Raw genomic sequence first — 25,737 nt, 5'->3', positions numbered from 1 at the left:
TCTATGAAAACTATAATTGCAGAAAAACCAAGCGTAGCAAGGGAAATAGCAGGCTTGTTGGGCGCATCCGAGAAAAAGGACGGCTACCTGACAGGTAACGGCTATTTTGTTACCTGGGCACTAGGCCATTTAATAGGATTGGCAATGCCAGAAGATTACGGAATCTCGGGATTTGACAAAGCATCACTGCCGATACTCCCAAACCCTTTTTTACTTACTGTCCGAAAGGTCAAAAAAGATAAAGGCTACTCTGTCGATAAAGTCGCATTAAAGCAACTAAAAATCATTGAACAGCTCTTTAACAACAGCAATAGCATTATCGTAGCCACCGACGCAGGACGTGAGGGGGAACTCATTTTCAGATACATTTATGAATACCTGAAATGCAACAAACCCTTTGAAAGGCTTTGGATCAGCTCCCTTACCGAAAAAGCCATTAAACAAGGTTTTGATAATCTCAAACACGGGGCAGTATTTGACGGATTATATCAGGCCGCACAAGGCAGAAGCCGCGCCGACTGGCTAGTGGGAATCAATGCTACGCAAGCTCTCTCCATTGTGGCGGCCAACGGGGTTTACTCACTCGGAAGAGTGCAGACACCTACCTTGGCTTTAATATGCAGACGCTATTTGGAAAACAAGAGTTTCCCGGTAAAAAATTATTGGCAGATAGAGTTATCACATAACAAAGAACTCGTTGATTTTAAAAGTATCTCAAAAATCAAATGGGAAGACCGAAAACTTGCTGCTGATGCACTGAAAGCCATTCAGCGAATTGGAACTGCCACGATTATATCACTTGAAACCAGAAGCGTTACCGAGCAACCTCCTTTGCTTTTTGACCTTACAGGCTTGCAAAAAGAAGCAAACAAAAAGCTAAATCTTTCTGCTGAAGAAACCCTGACTATTGCCCAAAGCCTTTATGAAAAAAAGATTATATCCTATCCACGAACTGGAAGCAAATACATTCCTGAAGATATGTGGGCAGAAATACCCAATCTTGCGAGAGCTTTACAAGACAAGGAAAGCTGCAAGCCGGCTATTTCAAAAATGAAATGGGGACGTTTTAATAAACGTATCGTGAATGATTTACGTGTTACCGACCATCACGGATTATTGATTACAGACAAAATCCCGTCTGCACTATCAGCTAAAGAAAATGCTGTTTATGATATGATAGCCTTGCGTTTGCTCGAAGCACTTTCACAACCCTGTATCAAAGAGATAACCGATGTAGATTTACAAGTTTTGCATTATGATTTTACAGCAAAAGGCTGTAAGATTTTAGAGGCCGGATGGCGATCCATTAAAGGTAATTTCTCTTATGATGATACGGAAGTCTTGCAGGATCTACCCGAACTAAATAAGAATGATGAACTCAAAATAAAAGAAGCTTCCGCTCTGGAAAAGAAAACCAAACCGCCTGTACTTTACACCGAAGCGGGACTTTTATCAGCTATGGAAAGTGCAGGAAAGGAAATCAGAAACGACCATGAACGAAAGGCTTTGCAAAATATTGGTATTGGTACACCTGCAACAAGAGCTGCTATAATCGAAACCCTTTTTACACGAAATTATATCCAAAGGGAAAAGAAATCTTTATTCCCTACAGAAAAGGGATTACAGGTTTATGGATTAGTCAAAGACCAAAAAATAGCAGATGTGGCGATGACTGCCCAGTGGGAATTGGCTTTGCAGAAAATCGAAAACAATGGTGCGGATGCGGAAGAATTTCAAAAGGAAATGGAAAATTACGCCTCATCTATAACCAATGAATTGCTGCAAACTTCCATTGCCCAAAACAATCTTCCAAAATTGGTATGTCCTAAATGTAAAGCCCAGGATTTACTTATTCGTGATAAAATTGTGAAATGTCCTGACGATGCTTGCAATTGGGTACAGTTCCGTAATGTCTGCGGCGTACAAATCAGCATAGGCGATATTGAAAGCCTTGTCAGCAAGGGAAAAACTTCGCTTATCAAATCGATGAAAAGCAAGGGCGGGAAGATATTTGATGCTTACATCGTGCTTAATGATAATGCTGAAACTTCCTTTGAGTTTGAAAAAAATAAAAACTATAAAAAGTAATGGAAAATAAGCCAGCCGATAGCACAATGGAAATCAGAAATCTGATTTATTCCATAAACGGAAAGCAAGTGATGCTCGATAGCGACCTCGCTTCCTTGTACCAAGTGGAAACAAAGAACCTGAACAAAGCTGTAAAAAGAAATATCGAAAGGTTTCCTGCCTCTTTTTGTTTCCAGCTCACCTCAGCAGATTTCGAAAACTTGAGGTTCCAATTTGGAACCTCAAGTTTGAATTACGGGGGAAGACGTTATCTGCCCCATGTTTTTACAGAGCAGGGTGTTGCAATGGCTTCTGCAATACTGCGTTCCGATATAGCCGTCAGGGTCAGTGTCGAAATTATGGAAGCTTTTGTAGAAATGCGAAGAATCATGATCAGCAATGCAACCCTTTTTCACCGCCTGGATCAAATTGAGCTTAAACAATCAGAAGCTGACCAGAAATTTGAAGAAATCTTCAAGGCGCTTGAAAGCGACAAAATTCACAGCGACAAGGGAATTTTCTACGATGGCCAGATATTTGATGCATATGCATTTGTTTGCGATATTGTCCGAAGTGCGAAAAGTTCCATTATCCTTTTGGATAATTACGCAGACGATACGGTGCTGACCTTATTGGGAAAACGCCACGATAATGTGACGGCTGCTATATACACCAATAATATCAGCACGCAACTGCGTCTTGATGCACAAAGGTACAACGCCCAATATCCTAACATTGAAATTGAGATTTTCCCCAATGCCCACGATAGATTTATGATAATTGACAGCACAGAGCTGTATCATATCGGAGCATCTCTGAAAGATCTGGGCAAAAAATGGTTTGCGTTTTCCAGAATGGACATCGAAGTGGGCAGGATGCTGCAAAACCTCAACCTATAACTATGTGATAAGACCCTCTCCAATATAAGGGGGTTACTTATCGTTATAGTCCTCTTCACAGTTTTCGCATATTGAATTTCCTTCCACATCTACAAATTCGTTACCACAAGATCCGCAGGCAGCTAGCCTGTCATCTATCAATTTTAATGTGTACTCTGAAAAGCCATCAGAAGAATATTCAGCCTCGCGTTTGAAAAATAATCCGCATCCGCCTTCACATTCTTTTTTTTCATTTGAGCTGGACTCCGGAAAACTATTCACAGAGTGACACTTAGGACAGCGGATGTGCAGGGTGCTGCACCAATCACAGCTTCCGGAGATAACCGTAGAATATTTTCCGTTAACATGATTATGCGGGAATTCATTCTCTATTTCATGTTTGCCCCAGTTGTGCACATAGTTTCCTACTCCATCTTTATTGCCGTCACATTCCTCACACGAAACAAAGTCTTCATGATAGTCATCTTCAAAAAAATCAATAGTGAAATAAAAGGTTTCAATTAACTCTCCGCCTTCTATTTCAACTGAGTCATTATTATGGGCACCTACAGGATATTCCCAAAGTTCAAACGACGCACTGATTTCATTTCCGCATTCACATTCAAAAGACTCTAATGCCTGATAATGGTTTTCAGCTCCCATACTCCTTTGGGTAGTTTCAATGATTTCGAAATCCAGGTCAAACTCAGATTTATGATAGCTATGGATCTTCCCGCAATTGTCGCACTTAAACTTTAGATAATTGCCCTTTACACTTTTTGTGTTTACATATTGGGAAATGTATTGTATTGTCTGTTCCGGAATATTTGATTTCAGATACTCCTTGGCGTGAAACAGGAACTGCGGTAGGTTATACATCCAGAACTCAGTTTTGGAAAAGTCATAAATTTCTTTGATTAATTCTTCCCTTGGAGCTAATATTCTGTCTTCACCATTTTTTTTATCCAGATAGCACCAGTCCTCATCTTTTTTTATATCGTTAGTGATAAAGATAATAGGAGTACCATTTTCCTTAGAATACTCAAGAATCTGTTTCCAGATGATCAGATCGCCAAAAATCTGCGTTCCTTTTTTTTCTCCTTTAAAATGATCTCCATAACCAGGAGGTATTTTGAACTCGTAGCGGTGTTTCCCTTCTACGGAAATTTCTATAATTTTTTCGTATGAGTATTCTTTTCCAACAGAAAAGTGTAATTTAATGGCTTTCAATACATCATCGTCCAGTCTGACATTCAATATCTCTTGCTCGGCATCTTTAATTTGAAGCAGGATATTGTCTTCAAATTTTTTTAGTTCTTTTTCAAAAGATTCAATTTGGGCTTTTATTTCTACAATATGGGTTTGCTCAATATGGGGATGTTTATCATCTTTTAAGGTCTGTCGGGAAATATCATCGACACGTTTTTGTATTTCTTTGGTAAACGAGGGCTTGACCTTGCATATCTCATCTTTCAGGTCCTTATATCTCTCAGAAATAGGTTTAGGTATTATTTTCTCCCTGTTCTTTAAAAATTCGTATTCAACATGAGCAGGAATCCAAAGCCTCTTTTCAAGATGGGTAAAAGTTTCAGAATAGATATTTTCTCTGGTCTTTGTAGGCAGGTAATAGAAATCCAGCAGTGCAGATGAATCAAAGACAAATACGGCTGTTTCCCACAATCTTACTTCTTTCTCTTTGTCTATTTGGTATAATTTTATTTTTTCTTCGTCCATATGCTTTCCAATGATTTGAAAATTACTACTCCATCCTGGTTGGTGTACCAAAAATACTAATTATAATCTCACAGTACTTTGTTTGATTCAACAATGCTCATTAATAAAAAGCAGCACTGAAAGCGTATGCCAATTCCAGCCTCTCAAAGCCAAACTCTAACCTATTTTATAGTCTGTTTATAAGCTGCTGTAATTTTATGCTTTTATCAAAAATCTAAACAAAACACAGCATGGATACACAGCAAAAAGACTTATCATATTTCAGGTTACGACTGCAGGAATTACTAAACGCCAGCTTTCCCGAAAAGGCAAATGACCATAAATATATTGAACAGCGTTCCACCTGGGCAGCGAATGCCTATGAGGGTGCGTTCATGTCGGGAAATACTATTGATCAATGCAGCGAAATAGCCAATTTCATACTTTTTGAAGGCTTGTATTTCTCCAAATTCGATACAGTTTTTCAAGTCGTGTGCAATGAGTTTGACACCCTGATGGCAGACCAGGAACTACGGCCGTTTGCTTTAAAAATGTTTCCTGCCTGCGGGACAGTTTTCTCCAGCTACCAGCTAAATGATGACTTCGCTTACAGTTATGAGTTTGAACTGCTCTATACCGAAATAACCGGAACCATCGCAATATGGATACAGGAAAATGGGCTTCAATAAAAAGCAGCATCTCCAACAGAATATTGATGCCCTGCGGACTGCTTTTAAACTGGACAAGGAGAAACGACAAGCCAGTGTAGGAGAAAGGCTGCTAATGATGCAATACAGCGGATTTGGCGGTCTTAAATTCGTGTTGAACCCCATAGTGAATGAAATTGACATCAATAATTGGAGGAAAGCCGAACACGACCTTTTTCCATTGACGCAAAAACTACACCAACTACTCAAAGAAAATTCAGAAGACGAAAAGCAATACCGCAGGTATGTGGATAGTATGAAAAGCTCCGTTCTGACGGCTTTTTATACACCGCCAAAGGTTATAGATGCCATTTCCGCAACCTTGCGTGAAAACGGCCTGAACATTGATAAATTCCTTGAACCCGCCGCCGGTATAGGCTCATTCATACAATCTTTTTCGGAAAACCAAAAATCAAATGTCACTGCTTATGAAAAGGATTTGCTGACAGGAAAAATTTTAAAACAGCTTTATCCCCAAAGCAATATCCGTATTACCGGTTTTGAGGAAATTCCCGAAAAGGAACAAAACAGCTATGATGTAGTAGCGAGTAACATACCTTTTGGCGACACTTCCGTTTTCGATCTTTCCTATTCCCGAAGCAAGGACAATGCAAAAGTACAGGCAGCACGAAGTCTTCACAATTACTTTTTCCTGAAAGGTTCAGATATGCTCCGTGATGGCGGTCTCTTGGCTTACATTACATCGCAGGGCATTCTTAACAGCCCGAACAATGAGCCGATACGCAGGGCGCTCATGCAGGATAATAATTTGATTTCGGTTGTTCGCCTGCCCAATAACCTGTTTACGGAATACGCTGGAACAGCAGTTGGAAGTGATTTGATTATCCTGCAAAAGAACAAAGCAAAACAAAGTCTGACCCAAAGGGAGGATCTATTTTGCCAAAGCAGGCAAACGGAATATAATACGCCGGGCAATGCGCTCTTTCAGGACAGCACAAGGATCGTACATACGGACCGTAAATTAGATACCGACCCTTACGGACAGCCTGCACTTGTCTATACCCATAAAGAGGGCGTTGACGGAATTGCCAAAGACCTCAAACAAATGCTTTCCGAAGATTTTCGAATGCACCTGAATTTTGGTTTGTATAAAGGCGAAAGTAACGCAGAACCTACAGCAAAAATCCCGACTCAAACAGCGGCTATACCTGCAGTTGTCGAACCTGTGAAAAGTCTACAAAAACCGCTATCTGTTCCAACCCCTGTAACCAATGGGGAAAGCCCGCAGAAATTAAAGCAGTTAAGCATTTTTGACCTTTTTGAAAATGTGGATGAACCTGTAATGTTAACTGTTGAGCCCAAAGGAAAGCCCAAAGTTAAAAAGCTAAGCACTAAAAAAAAGAACCCTGCAATAGGTCGGCAAACCGACCTGTTCAGTGCGATGCAGCAACCGTATACGCCTTCACTTACGAGTTCAAATAACGCAGCCGAAGATAAAAAACAGGAAGCTATCGGCAACCTGTTTTCTGGTAACAGCAGGAATAGCCTTGCTGATACGCCAGTTATTTCCGAACCTGCTCCATACAGTGGTGAACTGCAATCCTTCTATCGTAATGACTGCCTTGTTGCGGATAATGGCTGGATGGGTCATCTGCAAGATGTAGATATATCAAACGGCGTGGCTATTTTCCACCCTTTGCAGCTGTCGGCCTTACAGAAAGCAAGAGCCGAAGCTTATGTCGGGTTACGTGATGTTTACCAACAACTTTACAATAAAGAGGCAACGTTTCAGACTGAACAAAAAGAAGAAAGAGAAAATCTTAACCTCCTTTATGATGCCTTTGTCAAAAGGTACGGCAGCCTTAATAGTGCCGATAATATCAAGCTTATCAAAACGGATAGCTCGGGTAAGGAAATCCCCTATTTGGAACGGGTAGTTGGCGGCGTTGTACACAAAGCCGATATATTCAGTCGTCCTGTAAGCTTCTCCACCTTAACAATAGCAACGGACAATCCTGAAGAAGCGCTGGCGGCTTCGCTCAACAAATACGGAAGGGTGGCTTTGAACTATATGTCTGAAATCAGCAATATGACGGACGATGCATTGAAAGATGCATTACACGGTCGTATTTACTACAATCCTCTGGAAAAGGAATATGAAATATCCGAACGCTGGATTGCAGGTAACGTAGTTGAAAAAGCCCAGGAGGTCAAAGCCTACCTCGAAAACAATCCAGAAGACAGCCAAGCCAAAGCTAGCCTTACCGTCTTGGAAGAAGCCCGACCAAGACGTATCGAATTTGAGGAACTCGATTTTAATTTGGGCGAACGGTGGATACCCACAGGCCTTTATGCCCGATTTGCTTCACATCTTTTTGATGCAGATGTACATATAAATTACTCGGAAAGCTCCGATGACTTTTCTGTAAAGTGCCAACAGGGGAATTTACACATATGGGAAAAATATGCTGTCAAAGCTGAAAGCCGCACCTTTGATGGTATTGCCCTGCTCAAACACGCCCTTGTCAATACCACACCGGACATTACCAAAAAAGTTATGGTTGGCGATCAGGAGGTCAAGATACGGGATATGGAAGCCATACAAATGGCCAACACCAAGATTGATGAAATCCGTACCGCCTTTATCGATTGGCTGCACGCCCAAAACGATGAGTTTAAAAACAGGCTTACCGACCAATATAACGATACGTTTAACTGTTTCGTTCGACCTAACTATGACGGAAGCCATCAGGATTTTCCAGGATTTGACCGCAAAGCATTGGGTATCGAAGATTTGTATTCGAGCCAAAAGGACACCGTTTGGATGATAAAGCTCAACAACGGTGCGATATGCGACCACGAAGTGGGTGCAGGAAAAACGCTCGTAATGTGTACGGCTGCACAGGAAATGAAGCGTTTGGGATTAGCCAATAAGCCTATGATTATCGGGCTGAAAAGCAACGTTCACGAAATTGCCGAAGCCTATCGCACTGCTTATCCACACGCTAAAATCCTTTTTCCGGGGAAAGAAGATTTTACTCCCCAAAAACGCCTGCGAATTTTCGGGGATATAAAAAATAACGATTGGGATTGCGTAATCCTCACACACGATCAGTTCGGGATGATACCACAGTCACCTGAAATACAAAAGGAAATTCTCCAAATCGAATTAGACAGCGTTGAGCGTAACCTCGATGCACTGCAATCTCAGGGCAAGGAAGTTACCAGAGGAATGCTTGCCGGAGTTATTAAAAGGAAAGAAAATCTCGAAGTAAAATTGAAAACTCTGCAGCACGATATTGATAATCGCAAAGATGATATTGTGGATTTTAAGATGATGGGCATTGACCATTTGTTTGTGGACGAAAGCCACCAATTCAAAAACTTGATGTTCAACACAAGACATTCAAGAGTTGCGGGATTGGGCAATGTTGACGGAAGCCTAAAAGCGATGAACCTGCTTTTTGCTATCCGTACCATTCAGGAACGCATAAATGCGGATATGGGAGCAACTTTCCTTTCGGGAACAACTATCAGCAATTCTTTGACGGAATTATATCTGTTATTCAAATATCTTAGACCAAGAGCAATGGAAAAACAAGGCATTCACTCCTTTGATGCCTGGGCGGCTATTTATGCTAGAAAAACGACCGATTATGAATTTTCGGTTGCTAATAATATTGTAGCAAAAGAGCGTTTCCGCTACTTTATCAAAGTGCCGGAGCTTGCCCAATTCTATTCAGAAATCACGGATTACCGTACTGCAAAAGATATAGGTATTGACCGCCCCAATAAGAACGAGATTTTGTATAATATTCCACCTACTCCAGACCAATCTGTATTTATTCAAAAATTGATGGATTTTGCAAAAACAGGAAATGGCGAGTTGCTGGGAAGACCGCCGTTGTCGCAAAGCGAAGAAAAAGCAAAGATGCTCATCGCTACGGACTACGCCCGTAAGATGTCGCTTGATATGCGTATGGTAAGTGGCAGATATGATGACCACCCAGACAACAAGGCTTCGCACTGCGCGGCAAACATTGCCAAGTATTACAACCAATACAATGCACAGAAAGGAACGCAGTTCATTTTCTCCGATCTTGGAACTTACAAGCCGGGCGAATGGAATGTGTATTCCGAAATTAAACGCAAGCTCGTGGAAGACCACGGTTTACCCGCACACGAAGTCCATTTTATACAGGAAGCCAAGACCGATAAGCAGCGCAAGGAGCTTATCAAGGGTATGAATGAGGGAAAAATCCGTGTGCTATTCGGTTCAACAAGCATGCTCGGAACAGGTGTCAACGCACAGAAAAGAGCTGTCGCCGTTCACCATCTGGATACGCCGTGGCGACCAAGCGACCTTGCCCAAAGGGATGGTCGTGCAGTGCGAAAAGGCAATGAGATTGCTAAGTTCTTTGCAGATAATAAAGTGGATGTCATTATCTATGCAGTAGAGAAATCATTGGACAGCTATAAATTTAACCTGCTATACAATAAACAGCTATTTATAGACCAGTTAAAAAACAACAATCTGGGCAAACGGACTATTGACGAAGGCAGTATGGACGAAAAATCGGGAATGAACTTTTCGGAATACGTGGCCATTCTTTCGGGAAATACCGACCTTTTGGATAAAGCCAAACTGGAAAAACAGATTGGAGGGTTGGAAAGCGAAAAGCAGACGTTTAACCGTTCTAAGTTCAGTGCCAAATACAAGCTGAAGGATTTCACGGAATTGCTTGAGAGTACTGAGTCCCGTTTTAACCGGATGAGCCTTGATTGGGAAAACTTACAGCAACGCATACAAAAATCTTCGGATGGTACGATAGAAAATCCTTTGAGACTGGACAGTTTACCGTCCAATGCTGATATCAGACAAATCGGTGCAAAGCTCAACGAGCTTGCAGAGAAATCCCGTACCGGAGGTCAGTATGAAGAAATCGGTACACTGTACGGATTTACGCTTTTGGTCAAAACAGAAATATCTGAAAAAGAGGACGTGGATATACGTGTAAACCGATTTTTGATACAAGGTGAGGGTAATATTAAATATACTTACAATAATGGTATCATAGCCAAAGATGAAAAACTGGCAATTATGAACTTTCTTAATGCACTGGAAAAATTACCAGGCTACCTTGAACAGGAAAAAAAGAAGATTACTGAAATACAAAAAGACCTGCCTGTTCTTCAGGAAGTGATAAACGCAACATGGTCAAAGGAAAGCCGATTGAGCGAATTGAAAACCGAATTAGCAGCAATTGACAGGAAGATACAATTATCTATTGCTCCCGAAAATAATGAGCACGTAGTTGAAAAACTAGAACAGGAGATTAAAACCGATGCTAAAACACAGGAAAGATCTGCTGTGCCCTTAAAGGCGACTTGATAAGACCGATTCATGTTTAGGTTTAAAGTTTTATGTGATAGGTTTTGATCTTATCCACCATTGTATAATGTCAATTTTTCCTTTAACATTTTCACTTCCTTTTCTTTGAGTTTTATAAATTCCTAATGATTCCTTTTTTGCACTTAAAAATAAAGCTATCTGATTATGAACAGTTTTAAATGAGTGACCAGATTCTTGATACTTGACAAGCATTTTGATATAGTCTGATTCATATTTGTCCGTAAATTTTTCGATAAAATCATGTGAACTAAATTCTATTTCGATTTCAAATTCCGCAATGATATTTTTAATAGCTGATAAGTTATTTTCTAAAAAGTCATTTATTTCTATCATATTTATTTAGTATTAAGATTGCTCTGGAGTGAAACTGTCGGGGGAGTTAATATCTTTATATATTTTCAAAAACTTGAAAATATATAAGGATATTAATTAATCTACCATTTCTGTTTGATTGCCTACATTGTTTATTTGTAGCAAATTATTCTTTTTTATAGTTTAAGGATTATGTTTAAAAAACTCTCTAATTAAGTTTCACCTAACGCTTGGGATGTTGATATAACGGACTGCATTGTCTCTGCCAAGATAGAACTTTCTTCATGAAAATAGAATTTCCGGTAACCTGAAATTAGGAATCTCGTTTTAGCGACGATTATGTGGCGTTTTGATTTAGAATTTCAAGAATTTCATCGATATTACTTAAAACTGTGCAATTATAAATTTCATCTAATTTCCTTTGCTTAATCATAGTTCTTAATTCTCGTTCTGTAAAAAAATAGTCGAAGTAAGGTAAAGCTGCTGAAACGTGTAAAAAATCGAATGTATCATTTCCATCCTTATATTTACGATTAGTATTCCATCTAGCAACGGCGTTCATTTCTGGAAATATTCTATAGGAGGGAAGTTTATCAATGAGTTTTTTTAACTTCGATAAATTATAAATCATATTTTTCCAGCTTTTGTAATTTACATCCTGACGCTCTTGATCTGAAACTTTGTTTCCTGTTTCGTCAAAATAGAATTCTTCAAAATAACTATTTAAATCCTGTTCAAACTCTTGTAAATAGCCCCCTAATTCAGATAAGTACATTTCATGAAAGTTTTTATTTTCATCTTTGTGTTTTTCTTTTCCCTGATTTAATGCGTCTATATCATCTTTATAGTAAAATGGCTTTAAATTAGAGCTTGCTTGAAGTTGAGTTAAAATATTTTCAAAAGAAATGTCACTAAGAAAATTAATAAATCCTGGTTTAAGTGTATCTGGATCATATTTTAGAAAAATAGGCAACAGTATTACTATGGAAATTTTACTCCAAACAATTTCGTTTAAATTGTATAGTGGCTTCCCTGAATTAGCTTTTACAAAATGGAGAAATTCTAATCTTTGACGGTCTTTTTCGCAAGCAATTGAAATTCCTTGCGATAATTTGTCGATTATTAATGCTGAGCGCTTTAATGACTTTAAATCACTTTGCTTTAAAATCTCCCAAAAAGTGATTTCACTAATCGGTAAGATTACTTTTTTAGTTTCTACAAGTTCAATAAGGAGATTACATAAAAATGCATCTTTCTCTGTTTTGCAGTCTGTAATTTTAAGCCAGTAATTAGTGTCAAGATAAATTTTAGTTTGCCCAGCAATAGATTGACCAATTTCTAATTTAATATTTGATAAATGTTGATTATTCATTAAATCGTTTTAAAAAATGTCAGATAATGTTTCGCTACTAAAATTTCGACGCGACGAAAAGAAACAGAGCTATAAAGGCGACCGCGAACGAAGTTAAAGAAAATAATGTTCCTTTACCTAAATGTATTGTTGAAATTTAGCCAGCAAATGCCTTCTGGATTAAAAACTACTAATATATTAGTTTTATTTATCCCCTTTAGGGTTATCCTTTGGTGCTAAGTGCTTTAAATTGGGATCATTCTTTATACGTTCCAATTCAGTTTCGATAACCAGTACAATATCCGCTTTAATCTGTCTGTAATTGCCTTCGATTGAATGTTTCATATTATCTTTACCGTTTTCGTCAATAAAAGATAAGATTTCAGGTATTTTTTGGTACCTTTTAGTTTCGGAAGCGACCTTTTCATTATCCACGACAATTTCAGCATGGAAGATTTTCTGCTCGATACGTTCATCAAAATTGTCCGATACAGAACCAACAAAAAAACCTTGCGTCAATGTTGAGATTTTCGAAGCTGGTATTAGGCTGTCCAACTGAGTAGATATTGAGGTAGATGTGTCATTTCGGTTGATACTCATACTCTGTCTTTTCTGTAATACTTTCCCGAAACGCTCCGAAAGGCTTTTTGCAGTTTCTCCCACAACTTGACCACTAAAAATATTCCCAACGGTGTTCTGGATTACCTTGCTCTCTTTGTCGCCATAATCCCTTGTCAGCTGAGAATAATCCTGAAAACCCAAACAAACAGCTACCTTATTACTTCTGGCGGTTGCAATAAGGTTGTCCAATCCTCTAAAGTAGATAGTGGGCAGCTCGTCTATAATAACCGAACTCTTCAATTGCCCCTTTTTGTTAATGAGTTTTACAATACGTGAATTGTACAATCCCAGTGCGGCAGAATAGATATTTTGGCGGTCAGGGTTATTACCTACGCATAGTATCTTAGGCGCTGCCGGATTGTTGATGTCCAAGGAAAAATCATCGCCTGTCATAACCCAATACAGTTGTGGCGAAATCATTCTTGAGAGAGGAATTTTTGCAGATGCTATCTGTCCCTGTAATTGGTCTTGTGCGCCTCCCTGCCATGCATCCATGAAAGGCGACAAATAGTTTTCCAAATCGGGATATGAGGTTAAAATCGTAAACACGTCTGAATATTTTTTATTCAAGAGTTCTATAGCATGTGGAAAAGTACAATACTTACCGTCGTCATAGATTTTCAGATACCATATTATGGCTGCCAAAAGGATAATCGGGCTCTCGACGAAGAAATCGCCTTGCTTTTGGATCCACGACCTGTTGAGGTTTAGCATTATGGTGTAAGCAGCCTCGTAAGCATCCGAGATATCTGTCATGAAATCTGGATTAAGGGGATTGCAACGGTGGCTCTTGCGCGGGTCGTCAAAGTTTATCACGTAGAATTTGGGCTGTACTTTATACTTGTCCCTATGCTTCAATAAATGATTGTAGGCAATTGTAGAAAGATCATCAAATTTAAAATCGTATATGTACATACTAAACCCTTTCTCAATCTGCTGTTTGATGTAATTGTTTACGATTGCATAAGATTTTCCCGAACCGGGCGTACCTAAGACAATCGTTGCACGAAAAGGATTGACTATATTAATCCAGCCATTGTTCCATTTTCCTTTGTAATAAAACTTCGTGGGAAGATTGACAGAATATTCGTTTTCCATCAATGTAGTTTCCTGCATAAAACTTTCGTTCTCGTTGTTGAAAACATCGTCCATGAGATTGTTACGAAGCAATCGGCTGATCCAAACTCCGGCTACCATTAAAGCAATATATCCTAAACCAGTGGTAAGGATATAAAGAATTGTGGAGGTAGTTACTGATAGCTTTAATAAAGGTGTATTCAGGAAAAAAAATACAAACCCGATCGCCAAAGCAGTATAAATTTTGGTCCAGGTCATCTTCTGGTGTTTAACTCCCTTTGACCCCAAACAGCTTAGTGCCAATAATACCACGGAAAATACTTTGGTATATAAAGTATGCGAAAACAATCCGGCGGTTCGCTGAAAGTTGCCTAATATTTTGTTGATTAACTCTAAAGTCCAGCCGCGATCTATAAAATAACCATAGCAAAACCAATAAAGGTGCATCAGTACCAAAAGAATACTTACTGCCCGCATAAAAGCCATAATTTTGGCAAGTCCTCTTAAATCATCTTCTCCCTGCATTATTTTAATTTTTAATGTTCGGGCGTGAATTTAAAGGCTGTGCAGCTCGGCTATAGGAATATGGTAGTCAATGGCAGTGTGTCGACATAATTTGGCTGAATGCTACTTACTACCTTTTTGGCCTTTTTCTTTTCTTCTTCATTCTGTTGGCAAAATCCTGTTCCTGATAATCATCGCCGTTGGCTTCTGGCAATAAGCCGCCTAAAGCTTCAATCAAACCGTCTTCGTGTTTTTCAGTAGTATTCAGGAAGTCGAACAAATGATGGGGTTCCTCTGCAGGAAAATCCGCATTATTTAATGAGGATATTTTCGATTGTAGTTCAACCGGCCCCCTAATTTCCGGTTTAATGTCGTTGTTCCAGTAATCATTAAAGGTATTGGCTGAAAGGTCTTTTCCGAGTCGTGAACCGTTCCATACTGTTTTAGAATTATGGTCTATAAAGGTGATTCCGTAAACACGTCCTGTATCATTTCTGCGTACTACTACGTTAATTCCCTGGTCGCCTAAATGTTTTTTAAAAGCCATCTCATCACTAGTTGATTTTAGGGCAATGTTAACGGCAGCTGTAATAGTTGGCTTTGCCGGGTGGTCTTTTAAAGTTTCTTTGCTTTTCTCGTAGTGCAATTCCAAAGAAGGCAGCCCAGCATTCTTTCCGAATAAAGAAGCCTTGAACGGATGTCCTGCTCTTTCGCCTTTTTCATTTAAAGGGAAATACAATAAACCCTGCTGCATTTTTCCCTGCACTTCGCCCTGCACTTTTTCGGCGGTAACATTAAAAAGAGCAAGCAAGGCATTAAATTCTCCTAAAGTTTGATATTTGTAATAGTTTGGCAAATGGCGAATTACCGAAGATATTTGGCTTTTCACATCGCCAGCTTTGTAATCAACAGGGCGAAAAACTTTGTTGTTCTGTTTGTGTTCCTTATCTGTTGCAGGTATCAAATCGTATTTCCTTTCGAGTTCACGGCAAATATTCATCGACCGCATTTTTTCAAACTTGTCAGAGATTTTTTTGCCTTCTTCGTTCACGCAAACCGATACAATATGAATATGGCTGCGGTCAATATCAGTATGTTTGAACACCACATAAGGCTGCTGTCCGTAACCCAACTCCTGCATATATGCTTCTGCCATCTCCATATACCAGTCGTCACTTACCTTATCTTTCGGATCAGGATTGAGCGATATATGCAACGTATGTTTCTCCGTATTGCGGTTGGCAATGAGATAAGGTGCAAAAGATTGGGCTAATTGTGCAACAGAATACCGACCGTTTGCGGTTTCAATCATCTTATTGGCAAACAAAATCTGCCCGTTTTCATTCTCCACTTTAAGCTGATTGTACGCTAATGCTCCGTATAAATTTCCGCTTCTTCCTATTTTTGCTATCATTTCTAAGGCTGTTTTTTCAGATATTTTGCTTCAAATTCTTCGGTTATCTGAATGATTTTTTGACATAGTACCGCCATTTCAGCAGTCTGTTTTTCCAATTTATATAGAAAAGCAGCTGCTTTTTTCTCGGAAAAATGACGATACAACAGCTTTACAATCTGGTTATAATTCACGCCTACCGAGCGAAATTGACTATGAAACGAAGTCAACCGCATATAAAAATCAACTGTTCCCTTATCGATTTTAACCGATTTCATCTCCTTGCTGAACAGCATTGAAATGATAAATTTTGCTTTATTGGGCATTCCCGATGCTTCAAAAAGCGATACTAGTTTGGCATTTTCCACGTCCGTCAGGCGAAATACATGGCGGTGAATGCTGGGGTCGTCTTTTGGAGTGCGACCGCCCTTACTGCGTTTGTTGTTATTGTTTTCTTCCATAATTTGTCCATTTTAATCCTTACACAAAACCCTGACTTCGGAAGGTGTTTTTCAGCCCCCAGCAGGGCAAGTTGTTTTGAGGCACTAACCCGGTTTAGGGTGCCTCAAAACACAACTTGCCGTGTTCTGATGAACACAAAAATCCGCCCTTCGGGACGGATTAAATGTAACAGGGAAAAACGGCTCGATGCCGTTCTGCTTAGTTTCCATTCTGTCGAAATGCTTCGCATAAATCTGTTAATAAATATCATTTCACAAAGTAAAGATCTGGCTGTAAGAATCTTGTAATGTAATCACCAGACAAACTCTGCCTTTGATTGCCAAGCACTACCGCACATCAATAAGGAGCTAATTCAATCGCTTTATTTGCTTTATTGTTTTAATGCAGGTTATAAAAAATGTGTACCCGTAAATAAGAAAGGAGTATTTGGATACAGATATTTTGGAATAAAAGCATAAGGTTTTAAAAGCGTAAAAATGTAAAAGCATAAAAATGGTAAAGCAATTTGCCATTTGCAACGTTTACCATTTGCTAAAAATTATTACTCACCAAGCTGTAAGGAAAGCAAACAACAATCAAGGAAATTTTCAAAAAGGGAATACAGGCATACGGAAAACAGGTACTATTCAAATACACCAATATTCAAACCTGCCAAACAAATAAAATGTATAACAATAAATATTTAAAAAATGGAAAGAAAAATGAAAACCTTAAAAATCAGTTTTTCAACGCCTAAGGGCGGTGTTGGAAAATCTACTATGACTGCACTACTTTCAAGTGTATTGCATTATCGTTTAGGATTTAATGTTCTTGTAATGGATTGTGATTTTCCACAACACAGTTTAGCCAATATGAGAGAAAGAGATTTGAAAACGATTATGCAGAATAACTACCATAAAAGAGCTGCAATGAAGTTGTATCAAAGTATCAATAAAAAGGCATATCCCATTATCAGTTGTAAAGCGGAGGATGCCTTGTCAAAGGCTTTGGAATATGTAAATGAATCTGCAATAGAGCCTGATATAATTTTTTTTGACCTTCCTGGTACAGCCAATACAAAAGGTGTGCTTACTACCTTAAGAACAATGGATTTTATTTTTTCTCCAATCAGTGCTGACCGTCTGGTTATGGAAAGTACGTTGAGCTTTACTAAAGCATTCCTTGGCTTACCCGAAACAGATGAGAGTAATAAGGATCAAAAAATGTGGATGTTTTGGAATCAGGTAGATGGTCGGGAGAAGACAGGAATATACGAGGCTTATCAAAGTGTTATCAACGAGCTTGATTTATCTGTAATGAGCTCAAAAATAATGGATAGTAAACGTTTTAGGAAAGAAACGGATGATACACTCAACAGTGTATTTCGGTCAAGTTTGCTACCTGCCGAACCACAGCTTATGAAAGCAACCAGAATAGATTTGTTTGTCGAGGAGTTTTTAAAAATTGTTAATCTCTAAAACACATAAGGATGTCCATAGATAAAAGAAGAAAAGACTTTGATAAACCTGATGTTGATGAAGAGTTAATCATGAACATCATGAGTGGTAATAAGTCTTCTACTGTACCCGAAGCTAGTCAGCAAAAGGAAATACAGAAGGAACCAAAACCAAAAGACAAAGTCCGCACTGCTTCTTCAAAGAAGTTGGATTATGAGGTGGTATTTCTGGTCAATCGGTTTCCTTCAGGCCGTAACGGAAAGGTTGTTTACATACGTCCCGAATACCACGAAAGGTTAATCCGCATTGTGCAATTAACCAGGGAAGAAAAGACAACACTGTACTCCTATATTGACAACATTCTTGAACATCACTTTAAGGAGTTTGGGGATGATATTACTGATTATTTCAACGAACGTTTTAAACCCATTTTATAAGCTATGGAAAATGTAATTGTGATATGCCTGCTGATAGTCATTGTCCTGCTTTTGCACGACAAGATTATCATCAAAAAAAGATCTGAGCAACCTCCGAAACAGGAGAAAGTTAATCCAGACCTGCCCGACATTATGGGGCAGCCCAAGCCTGTAAGGAGCCTTTCACTTCCAAACAGTGCCAATGAAAGACAAATTGAGGAAACAGAGATCAATCCCGATAATTTAGACATTGAATACGACGAAAATGAAAACGTAGGTGTTCAAATTCCGCAGGAAGAGCTGGACGAAGTTTTCAGTAATGTGCCTGATTTTGAACAGGAGGAGGAAGAATGGAACAGGTACGGAATATCCGCAGATGATGACAGTCTTGCCCAAGGGGTTACCTATGATGAACTAAGCTCCGTAGGGGCGTTACTCCAAAAAGAAAATTTGGTGCAAGCCCAAAAAGAAACGGCCATAGCGATAGTTCAAAAATTACAGGGTACTGAATTATTCAGCCTGCTGGAAAATTCCATTGAGGGTGCTTCAAGAAAAATAGCCATGCTGTTGGACAGCAGTCTCTCTGAAACTGATTCGGGCTCTTCCACTTTGCGGAAAAATGATTTGGGGGATTTTGATATTGGGGAGTTTGTGTGATAAAATATCACACAAACTTTTTTTATGAACGATGTTCTCTCTGCAGCTAAAGCAGACTATTCCTAATTTACAATCAAGCATTTAGCTCATCGTTATTCAGCATTTTTTATTTGCACCTCTTCTTCAGCCTCTATTAGTGGCTTGTGCCAATTCCATAAGTCTTCTAAAGTTTTGATATCGCGAGGAACAGGATTACTTTCCCTCAAAGCCTCACCTGGTGTCAGGGGCTGATAGTGACTAAAATAACTTTCACTTGTTCGTCGAGGATTATATGCCAGTGATGAGTTGAAGTAGTCATCTGCAATATCATAATGATGTGAATGTATAAAGCCATTCCATCTTTTACGTAAAACATCTTCAGGCGTAATATCAATTACTTCAAATTGTTCCATTGCCCTCTCAGCCGGTGTACCCCAGGCTTCATTTAGTAACGAAACTGCCTCCACATCAGAAACTGGTGCACCATAACCAAAAATAGTGGTCCGTTTTGTTCCGCCATCCTTATCAAGCCAATATTTTACCCTGTCCCATTCAATATTAATAAATTCATCATCAGTGTAGTTTTTCTGCTCTACAGGATATAGTAGTTTTGTCGGTTCAAAAACGCCACCATCCGCCCGCATTTGATACCCAACCGGACCACATCTTTTGTCTTCTGAACTATAGCCAATTGCAACGTTCCCATGTAAAAAAGATAAATGGGGCAGATCTTTGGTGAATTCCCGATTTCGAACCCATGCCTGATAAAGAAAAGGGTCCCAATTAAAAGTTGCAATTAGATCCTTACTCCTCAACGATAAAACCAAATAGTCGTATATGGTTGGCTGCTCGGGAAGCTGCATATCTCCAAAATATTGTTGTATCCGGGCTTCAATTTCCCTTAGAATTTTTGAATCGGGCGTTTCCCTGTGAAGATTCCCATAAAGTTTTTCAAAATTACTATCCCGCAGTCCAGCAGGCACTTCTTCTACCAAATCTTCAAGGCCTACGACGGAAATAAAATTATCCATTGAAGGTAACTTTCTGCCTGTCAATTCAGGATTTCTTATTGTGGATGCGATGCTTGCTCCAGCACCTAGAATTACGACATGTCCGCCGCCGGCGAAAACCTGCTTGATACCTTCTTCTCTAGTCATTTTTTGTTGGTTGTTTACTGGCAAGTTACAAAATAAAAAGTCAGATACTGCAATTGACAGCCAAGTAATTCCACTCAGTGCCAGTTTGTTACCATGCATGGATTTCCACCACACCTTTGTCAAAATAGTCCGCAAAGTGCGGGAGGACAATGATAATTTAATGTAACTAATCATGGAAAAACAAAGAAAAAAAATCCTTTTGGCAGCAGTGGCAATGCTCACAGGTTTAAGTGTCATGGCACAGGGCAATGGTACGGCGGGTATCAATGAAGCCACGCAGATGGTAACCTCGTATTTCGATCCCGCCACTCAGCTTATTTACGCCATTGGAGCAGTAGTAGGCCTTATAGGAGGTGTAAAGGTATATAACAAATTCAGCAGCGGAGATCCCGATACCAGTAAAACGGCAGCAAGCTGGTTCGGTGCCTGTATATTCTTAATTGTTGCTGCTACCATCTTGCGTTCCTTCTTCCTTTAATCCCAGGTGCTATGAGTAATTATAACATCAACAAGGGCATTGGGAGAACCGTGGAGTTCAAGGGGCTGAAAGCACAATACCTTTTCATTTTTGCAGGCGGATTGCTCGGGACCCTTATCGTGGTCATGATACTATACATGGCTGGGGTCAACTCTTTCATCTGCCTGTTTCTCGGAACCGGAGGTGCTTCTCTTATCGTATGGCAGACTTTCTCACTCAATAAAAAGTACGGTGAGCACGGACTCATGAAAGTGGGTGCGAAGAAAAGACATCCCCGCTACATCATTTGCCGCAAGCCCGTACATCGCTACCTAAGAATCACTGGAAAACCTGATGCTTTATGAGAAACACAGCAAAGACAACAACACTGGAAAGTAAATTTCCACTCTTGGCAGTAGAGAACAACTGCATCTTGTCAAAAGATGCGGATATCACGGCCTGTTTTGAAGTGCGTTTGCCGGAACTCTTTACAGTTGCGTCTGCCGAATATGAAGCCATTCATTCCGCCTGGCACAAGGCTATCAAGACTCTGCCTGATTTTACCGTAATCCACAAACAGGATTGGTATATCAAGGAAAACTACGCCCCTGATTTGGCAAAGGATGACCAAAGTTTTTTAGCTAAATCCTATCAGCGCCATTTCAACGAGCGTCCATTCCTGAACCACTACTGCTACCTTTTTCTGACCAAGACCAGTAAGGAAAAAATGCGCATGCAGAGCAATTTCTCTTCGCTATGCAAAGGTTCACTAATACCAAAGGAAATCAGGGACAAGGAAGCGATCCATCGTTTTATGGAAGCCGTCGCACAGTTTGAGCGAATCATTAATGACAGCGGTCTTATCAAGCTAAACCGCCTGAGTGAAGAAGACATTGTTGGTACAGATGAAAAGCAGGGATTACTGGAACAATACCTAACGCTTTCGAGGGAAGCCGAGACACCGATGCAGGATATTGTACTGGCCGCTGAAGAGGTTCGTATCGGAAACAAGAGGCTGTGCCTGCATACCTTATCCGATACGGACGACCTGCCGGGAACGGTTTCGGCAGATACCCGTTATGAGAAACTTTCTACGGACCGAAGCGACTGCCGGCTTTCATTTGCTGCACCCGTTGGACTCCTGTTGAGTTGCAATCACATTTACAACCAATACCTGTTTTTGGATAACAGCGAAGAGAGCCTTCAGAAGTTTGAAAAATCAGCGAGGAATATGCACTCTCTGGCTCGTTACAGTCGTGCGAACCAGATCAACAAGGAATGGATAGAAAAATACCTCAACGAAGCACATTCATTTGGTCTTTCATCTATCAGGGCACACTTCAACATTATGGCATGGTCGGATGATCCGGGGGAACTCAAACAGCTAAAAAATGACAGCGGGAGTGCACTGGCACTAATGGAATGCAAGCCACGGCACAATACCACAGATGTAGCTACGCTGTATTGGGCAGGAATGCCCGGGAATGCAGGTGATTTTCCAAGCGAGGAAAGCTTTTACACCTTCATTGAACCTGCTTTGTGCTTCTTCACAGAAGAAACGAACTACCACAATTCGCCATCTCCGTTCGGCATCAAAATGGCAGACAGGCTCACAGGAAAGCCCATCCATCTGGATATTTCTGATCTGCCGATGAAGCGCGGGATTATCACCAACCGGAACAAATTTATTCTGGGCCCGTCAGGAAGCGGCAAATCATTTTTCACCAACCATATGGTAAGGCAATATTACGAGCAGGGAGCACACGTACTGCTGGTCGATACCGGCAATTCCTATCAGGGATTGTGTGAGCTGATAAAAGGCAAGACCAAAGGCGAAGACGGGGTATATTTTACCTATACCGAAGACAATCCTATTGCCTTTAACCCTTTCTACACGGATGACGGCGTCTTCGACATTGAAAAAAGGGAAAGTGTCAAAACACTAATTCTTACCCTTTGGAAACGGGATGACGAGCCGCCGACCCGTTCTGAAGAAGTGGCATTGTCCAATGCAGTAAGCGGTTACATAGAACGCATCAAAGGAGATGATGAATATCCGTCTTTCAATGGCTTCTATGAATATGTCCAGGGTGATTACCGCCGGGTACTTCAGGAAAAACAGGTTAGGGAAAAAGATTTTGATATTGCAAACTTCCTCAATGTACTGGAACCTTACTACAAAGGCGGCGAGTATGATTACCTGCTCAATTCAGATAAGCAGCTGGACCTGCTTTCCAAGCGATTCATCGTTTTTGAGATTGATGCCATTAAAGACCACAAAATTCTTTTTCCCATCGTGACCATCATCATTATGGAGGTCTTTATCAACAAGATGAGAAGGCTCAAAGGTATCCGCAAGCTCATTCTCATTGAAGAGGCATGGAAAGCCATTGCCAAGGAAGGAATGGCAGAATACATCAAGTATCTTTTTAAGACAGTTAGGAAATTCTTTGGCGAGGCAATAGTCGTTACGCAGGAAGTAGATGATATCATCCAGTCTCCTATTGTAAAAGAAAGTATCATCAACAACTCAGACTGCAAAATCCTGCTGGACCAGCGCAAGTACATGAACAAGTTCGATGACATTCAGGCGATGCTCGGTCTAACCGATAAGGAAAAGGCACAGGTACTTTCTATCAATATGAATAATGATGCCTCGCGCCTTTACAAGGAAGTATGGATAGGCCTGGGTGGTACGGATTCAGCGGTGTATGCTACAGAAGTGAGTCTTGAGGAGTATCTCGCCTATACTACGGAAGAAACAGAAAAAATGGAAGTGATGCAGCTCGCATCGGAATTGGACGGCAATGTGGAACTCGCCATTAAGCGTATTGCTATGCAGAGGCGCGAGAAAGCAAATCAGTAATAATAATTAACAATTTAAATTTAAGAAAAATGAAAAAACTAATGTTCATGGCGTATGCGGCAGTTATGCTTGCAGCAGCACCATCGGTAAAAGCCCAGTGGGTGGTTACAGATCCTACAAATCTGGCTTCAGGTATCCTCAACAGCGCTAATGAAATCGTACAGACTTCATCTACGGTATCCAATGTTGTTAAAAATTTCAAGGAGGTGGAGAAAGTGTACAATCAGGGAAAAGAGTATTACGACAAACTCAAAGCAGTAAGCAACCTTGTGAAAGATGCCCGTAAAGTACAGCAGACCGTACTTTTGGTTGGGGATGTATCAGAGATGTATGTTACCAATTTCGGTAAAATGATGAACGATCCCAATTTCACCCCGCAGGAACTGGCCGCTATTGGCAACGGGTATTCAGCACTGCTCAATGAGAGTACCGAACTTCTGAAGGAACTCAAGCAGATCGTAACCGCATCAAATCTTTCGCTGAATGACAAAGAGCGCATGGACGTTATCGACCGCGTTTATAAAGAAGTCAAAGAGTATCACAGTCTTGTCCGCTACTATACCAGCAAGAATATTTCAGTGAGTTATCTCAGGGCTAAAAAGAAAAATGATGCCAAGAGAGTGCTTGAACTCTATGGGACTTCCAACCAAAAATACTGGTAAAGTATGGAATGGAATAATCTTCACGAAGTCCTTCGTTCACTCTACGATGACATGATGCCGCTTGCCGGTGATATGGCAGCGGTAGCTAAGGGTCTTGCCGGACTGGGCGCGCTGTTCTATGTAGCATTAAAGGTCTGGCAGGCGTTAAGCAGGGCCGAACCTATCGATATGTTTCCACTGCTGCGGCCTTTTGCCTTGGGATTGTGTATCATGTTTTTTCCCACGATCGTCCTTGGAACCGTTAATGCGGTGCTAAGCCCTATAGTTACAGGAACAAATGCCATACTCGAAGACCAGGTGCTTGACCTGAACAAACTACAGCAGCAGAAAGACCAGCTCGAATACGAAGCGATGGTACGGAATCCCGAAACTGCCTATATGGTTTCGGATGAAGAGTTCGACAAGAAGCTGGATGAACTCGGCTGGTCGCCTTCAGACATTGGGACAATGGCAGGAATGTACATGGATCGTCAGGAGTATAAGATTGAGAAAGCGATGAAAGAATGGTTCCGTAATCTTTTGGAAGTACTGTTTCAGGCGGCGGCATTGGTGATCGATACCATCAGGACATTTTTTCTTATTGTCCTTTCCATTCTTGGCCCGATTGCCTTTGCTATTTCCGTGTGGGATGGTTTTCAGTCTACGCTTAATCAGTGGTTCACACGATATATAAGCGTTTACCTGTGGCTTCCCGTGGCGGACCTCTTTAGCTCGATGCTCGCCAGGATCCAATCCTTGATACTCGAACGTGACATCGAAATGCTGTCTGATCCTACATTCATTCCCGACACTTCCAATACCGTTTACATCATATTTATGATTATAGGAATTGTGGGGTACTTTACCATTCCAACGGTGACAGGATGGATTATCCAGGCCGGGGGAGCCGGGAACTTTACCCGCAATGTCAACCAGACGGCGATGAAAGCAGGAAATATTACGGGAGCCGGAGCCGGTTCCGCAGCAGGAAATATCGGCGGCAGGCTGATGAGCAAACAAAACAACTAATCATTCAAGAAAATGGAATTTAAAACGCTAAGAAATATCGAAAACAGTTTCAGGCAGATACGATTATATGCTATTGTGTTTGCTTTGCTCTGCACAGGCATAGCAGGATATGCCGTATGGAGATCGTACAGTTTTGCTGAACAGCAGAGACAAAAAATATATGTGCTGGACAATGGCAAATCACTCATGCTGGCACTCGCGCAGGATGCGTCTATCAACCGTCCTGTGGAAGCAAGGGAACATGTAAGGCGGTTTCATGAACTTTTCTTTACGCTCGCTCCAGACAAAAACGCTATTGAAAGCAACATGAAAAGGGCGTTTAATCTTGCCGATAAAAGTGCTTTTGATTATTACAAAGACCTGTCGGAAAAAGGATATTACAACCGAATCATAAGCGGCAATGTACAACAGCGCATTGAAATTGACAGCGTGGCCTGCAATTTCGAGAAGTATCCCTATGCTGTACGCACCTACGCCAAACAGTTTATCATCCGATCGAGCAATGTGACAAAACGTAATCTTGTTACGTCCTGTTTCCTGGTTAACTCCGTCCGTTCGGACAATAACCCGCAGGGTTTCAATATCGAGAAATTTTCCGTGGTGGAAAATAAGGACATAGAAGTCATTGAACGCTAAAATT

The 25,737-nt window shown here is 40.5% G+C and carries 20 protein-coding genes; 13 read left to right on the top strand and 7 right to left on the bottom strand.

The annotated features are described in order from the left end of the window. Nucleotides 1-3 precede the first annotated feature (3 nt). Nucleotides 4-2,088, top strand: coding sequence for a type IA DNA topoisomerase (locus BUE22_RS15815; RefSeq protein ID WP_073396317.1), 2,085 nt, complete (start codon nt 4-6; stop codon nt 2,086-2,088). Beyond that, nucleotides 2,088-2,966 carry an ORF6N domain-containing protein gene (locus tag BUE22_RS15810; protein ID WP_073396315.1) on the top strand — a complete coding sequence of 293 codons (879 nt, stop codon included), beginning with the start codon at nt 2,088-2,090 and terminating at the stop codon, nt 2,964-2,966. The genes BUE22_RS15815 and BUE22_RS15810 overlap by 1 nt, the downstream gene beginning before the upstream one ends. Nucleotides 2,967-2,999: 33 nt before the next feature. Here BUE22_RS15810 and BUE22_RS15805 read toward each other — a convergent pair whose 3' ends face one another. Next, complete coding sequence (locus BUE22_RS15805; RefSeq protein WP_073396313.1) at nt 3,000-4,679, bottom strand: PIN-like domain-containing protein; 1,680 nt, start codon at nt 4,677-4,679, stop codon at nt 3,000-3,002. A 230-nt stretch (nt 4,680-4,909) separates the two neighbouring features. On the opposite strand from BUE22_RS15805, the gene BUE22_RS15800 reads away from it, so the two are divergent. Continuing rightward, nucleotides 4,910-5,347 (top strand): DUF1896 domain-containing protein, encoded by a 438-nt coding sequence (locus BUE22_RS15800; protein WP_073396311.1) that lies wholly within the window; start codon nt 4,910-4,912, stop codon nt 5,345-5,347. Beyond that, the gene (locus BUE22_RS15795; RefSeq protein ID WP_073396309.1) at nt 5,334-10,718 is read left to right on the top strand and encodes an N-6 DNA methylase; all 5,385 of its coding nucleotides are present in this window, start codon (nt 5,334-5,336) and stop codon (nt 10,716-10,718) included. Before BUE22_RS15800 ends, BUE22_RS15795 begins: the two co-directional genes overlap by 14 nt. Nucleotides 10,719-10,748: 30 nt before the next feature. Here the strand turns inward: BUE22_RS15795 and BUE22_RS15790 are convergent, their stop codons facing one another. The 5 genes from BUE22_RS15790 to mobA form a co-directional block, all read right to left on the bottom strand. After that, the gene (locus BUE22_RS15790) at nt 10,749-11,072 is read right to left on the bottom strand and encodes a hypothetical protein (RefSeq protein WP_073396307.1); all 324 of its coding nucleotides are present in this window, start codon (nt 11,070-11,072) and stop codon (nt 10,749-10,751) included. A 316-nt stretch (nt 11,073-11,388) separates the two neighbouring features. Further along, a complete protein-coding gene (locus BUE22_RS15785) occupies nt 11,389-12,423 on the bottom strand; it encodes a hypothetical protein (protein ID WP_073396305.1) in 1,035 nt (344 codons plus the stop codon). A 183-nt stretch (nt 12,424-12,606) separates the two neighbouring features. Beyond that, nucleotides 12,607-14,625 (bottom strand): conjugal transfer protein MobC, encoded by a 2,019-nt coding sequence (gene mobC, locus BUE22_RS15780; RefSeq protein ID WP_073396303.1) that lies wholly within the window; start codon nt 14,623-14,625, stop codon nt 12,607-12,609. Nucleotides 14,626-14,734: 109 nt separating this feature from the next. Next, a complete protein-coding gene (mobB, locus tag BUE22_RS15775; protein ID WP_073396301.1) occupies nt 14,735-16,018 on the bottom strand; it encodes a conjugal transfer protein MobB in 1,284 nt (427 codons plus the stop codon). A 2-nt stretch (nt 16,019-16,020) separates the two neighbouring features. Next, on the bottom strand, nt 16,021-16,458 hold the full coding sequence (mobA, locus tag BUE22_RS15770) for a conjugal transfer protein MobA (RefSeq protein ID WP_073396299.1): 438 nt from the start codon (nt 16,456-16,458) through the stop codon (nt 16,021-16,023). A gap of 690 nt (nt 16,459-17,148) precedes the next feature. Between mobA and BUE22_RS15765 the strand changes: the two genes are divergently transcribed. Genes BUE22_RS15765 through BUE22_RS15755 form a run of 3 tightly spaced genes read left to right on the top strand, consistent with a single transcriptional unit; the run spans nt 17,149 to nt 18,968 of the window. Beyond that, a complete protein-coding gene (locus tag BUE22_RS15765; RefSeq protein ID WP_073396297.1) occupies nt 17,149-17,916 on the top strand; it encodes a ParA family protein in 768 nt (255 codons plus the stop codon). A gap of 11 nt (nt 17,917-17,927) precedes the next feature. Further along, a complete protein-coding gene (locus tag BUE22_RS15760; protein WP_073396295.1) occupies nt 17,928-18,332 on the top strand; it encodes a DUF3408 domain-containing protein in 405 nt (134 codons plus the stop codon). A gap of 3 nt (nt 18,333-18,335) precedes the next feature. Next, on the top strand, nt 18,336-18,968 hold the full coding sequence (locus BUE22_RS15755) for a conjugal transfer protein TraD (protein WP_073396293.1): 633 nt from the start codon (nt 18,336-18,338) through the stop codon (nt 18,966-18,968). A gap of 92 nt (nt 18,969-19,060) precedes the next feature. Here the strand turns inward: BUE22_RS15755 and BUE22_RS15750 are convergent, their stop codons facing one another. Then, the gene (locus BUE22_RS15750; protein WP_073396728.1) at nt 19,061-20,104 is read right to left on the bottom strand and encodes a hypothetical protein; all 1,044 of its coding nucleotides are present in this window, start codon (nt 20,102-20,104) and stop codon (nt 19,061-19,063) included. A 172-nt stretch (nt 20,105-20,276) separates the two neighbouring features. On the opposite strand from BUE22_RS15750, the gene BUE22_RS15745 reads away from it, so the two are divergent. The 6 genes from BUE22_RS15745 to traK are packed head-to-tail and all read left to right on the top strand — an operon-like array spanning nt 20,277 to nt 25,733. Further along, a complete protein-coding gene (locus tag BUE22_RS15745) occupies nt 20,277-20,582 on the top strand; it encodes a DUF4134 domain-containing protein (RefSeq protein ID WP_073396291.1) in 306 nt (101 codons plus the stop codon). 11 nt (nt 20,583-20,593) lie between these two features. After that, nucleotides 20,594-20,926, top strand: coding sequence for a DUF4133 domain-containing protein (locus tag BUE22_RS15740; RefSeq protein WP_073396288.1), 333 nt, complete (start codon nt 20,594-20,596; stop codon nt 20,924-20,926). Then, nucleotides 20,923-23,427, top strand: a complete 2,505-nt coding sequence (locus BUE22_RS15735; RefSeq protein WP_073396286.1) for a TraG family conjugative transposon ATPase — start codon at nt 20,923-20,925, stop codon at nt 23,425-23,427. The genes BUE22_RS15740 and BUE22_RS15735 overlap by 4 nt, the downstream gene beginning before the upstream one ends. Before the next feature lie 29 nt (nt 23,428-23,456). Beyond that, on the top strand, nt 23,457-24,089 hold the full coding sequence (locus tag BUE22_RS15730) for a DUF4141 domain-containing protein (RefSeq protein ID WP_073396285.1): 633 nt from the start codon (nt 23,457-23,459) through the stop codon (nt 24,087-24,089). A 3-nt stretch (nt 24,090-24,092) separates the two neighbouring features. Then, complete coding sequence (gene traJ / locus BUE22_RS15725) at nt 24,093-25,097, top strand: conjugative transposon protein TraJ (RefSeq protein WP_073396284.1); 1,005 nt, start codon at nt 24,093-24,095, stop codon at nt 25,095-25,097. 12 nt (nt 25,098-25,109) lie between these two features. Next, entirely contained in the window at nt 25,110-25,733 is a 624-nt protein-coding gene (gene traK / locus BUE22_RS15720; protein ID WP_073396283.1) for a conjugative transposon protein TraK, read from the top strand. Nucleotides 25,734-25,737: the final 4 nt, after the last annotated feature.

Source organism: Flavobacterium pectinovorum, assembly GCF_900142715.1.
Taxonomy (GTDB): Bacteria; Bacteroidota; Bacteroidia; order Flavobacteriales; family Flavobacteriaceae; genus Flavobacterium; species Flavobacterium pectinovorum.
The sequence above is the reverse complement of the archived record's forward strand: the minus strand, read 5'-3'. Positions and strand labels throughout refer to the sequence as shown.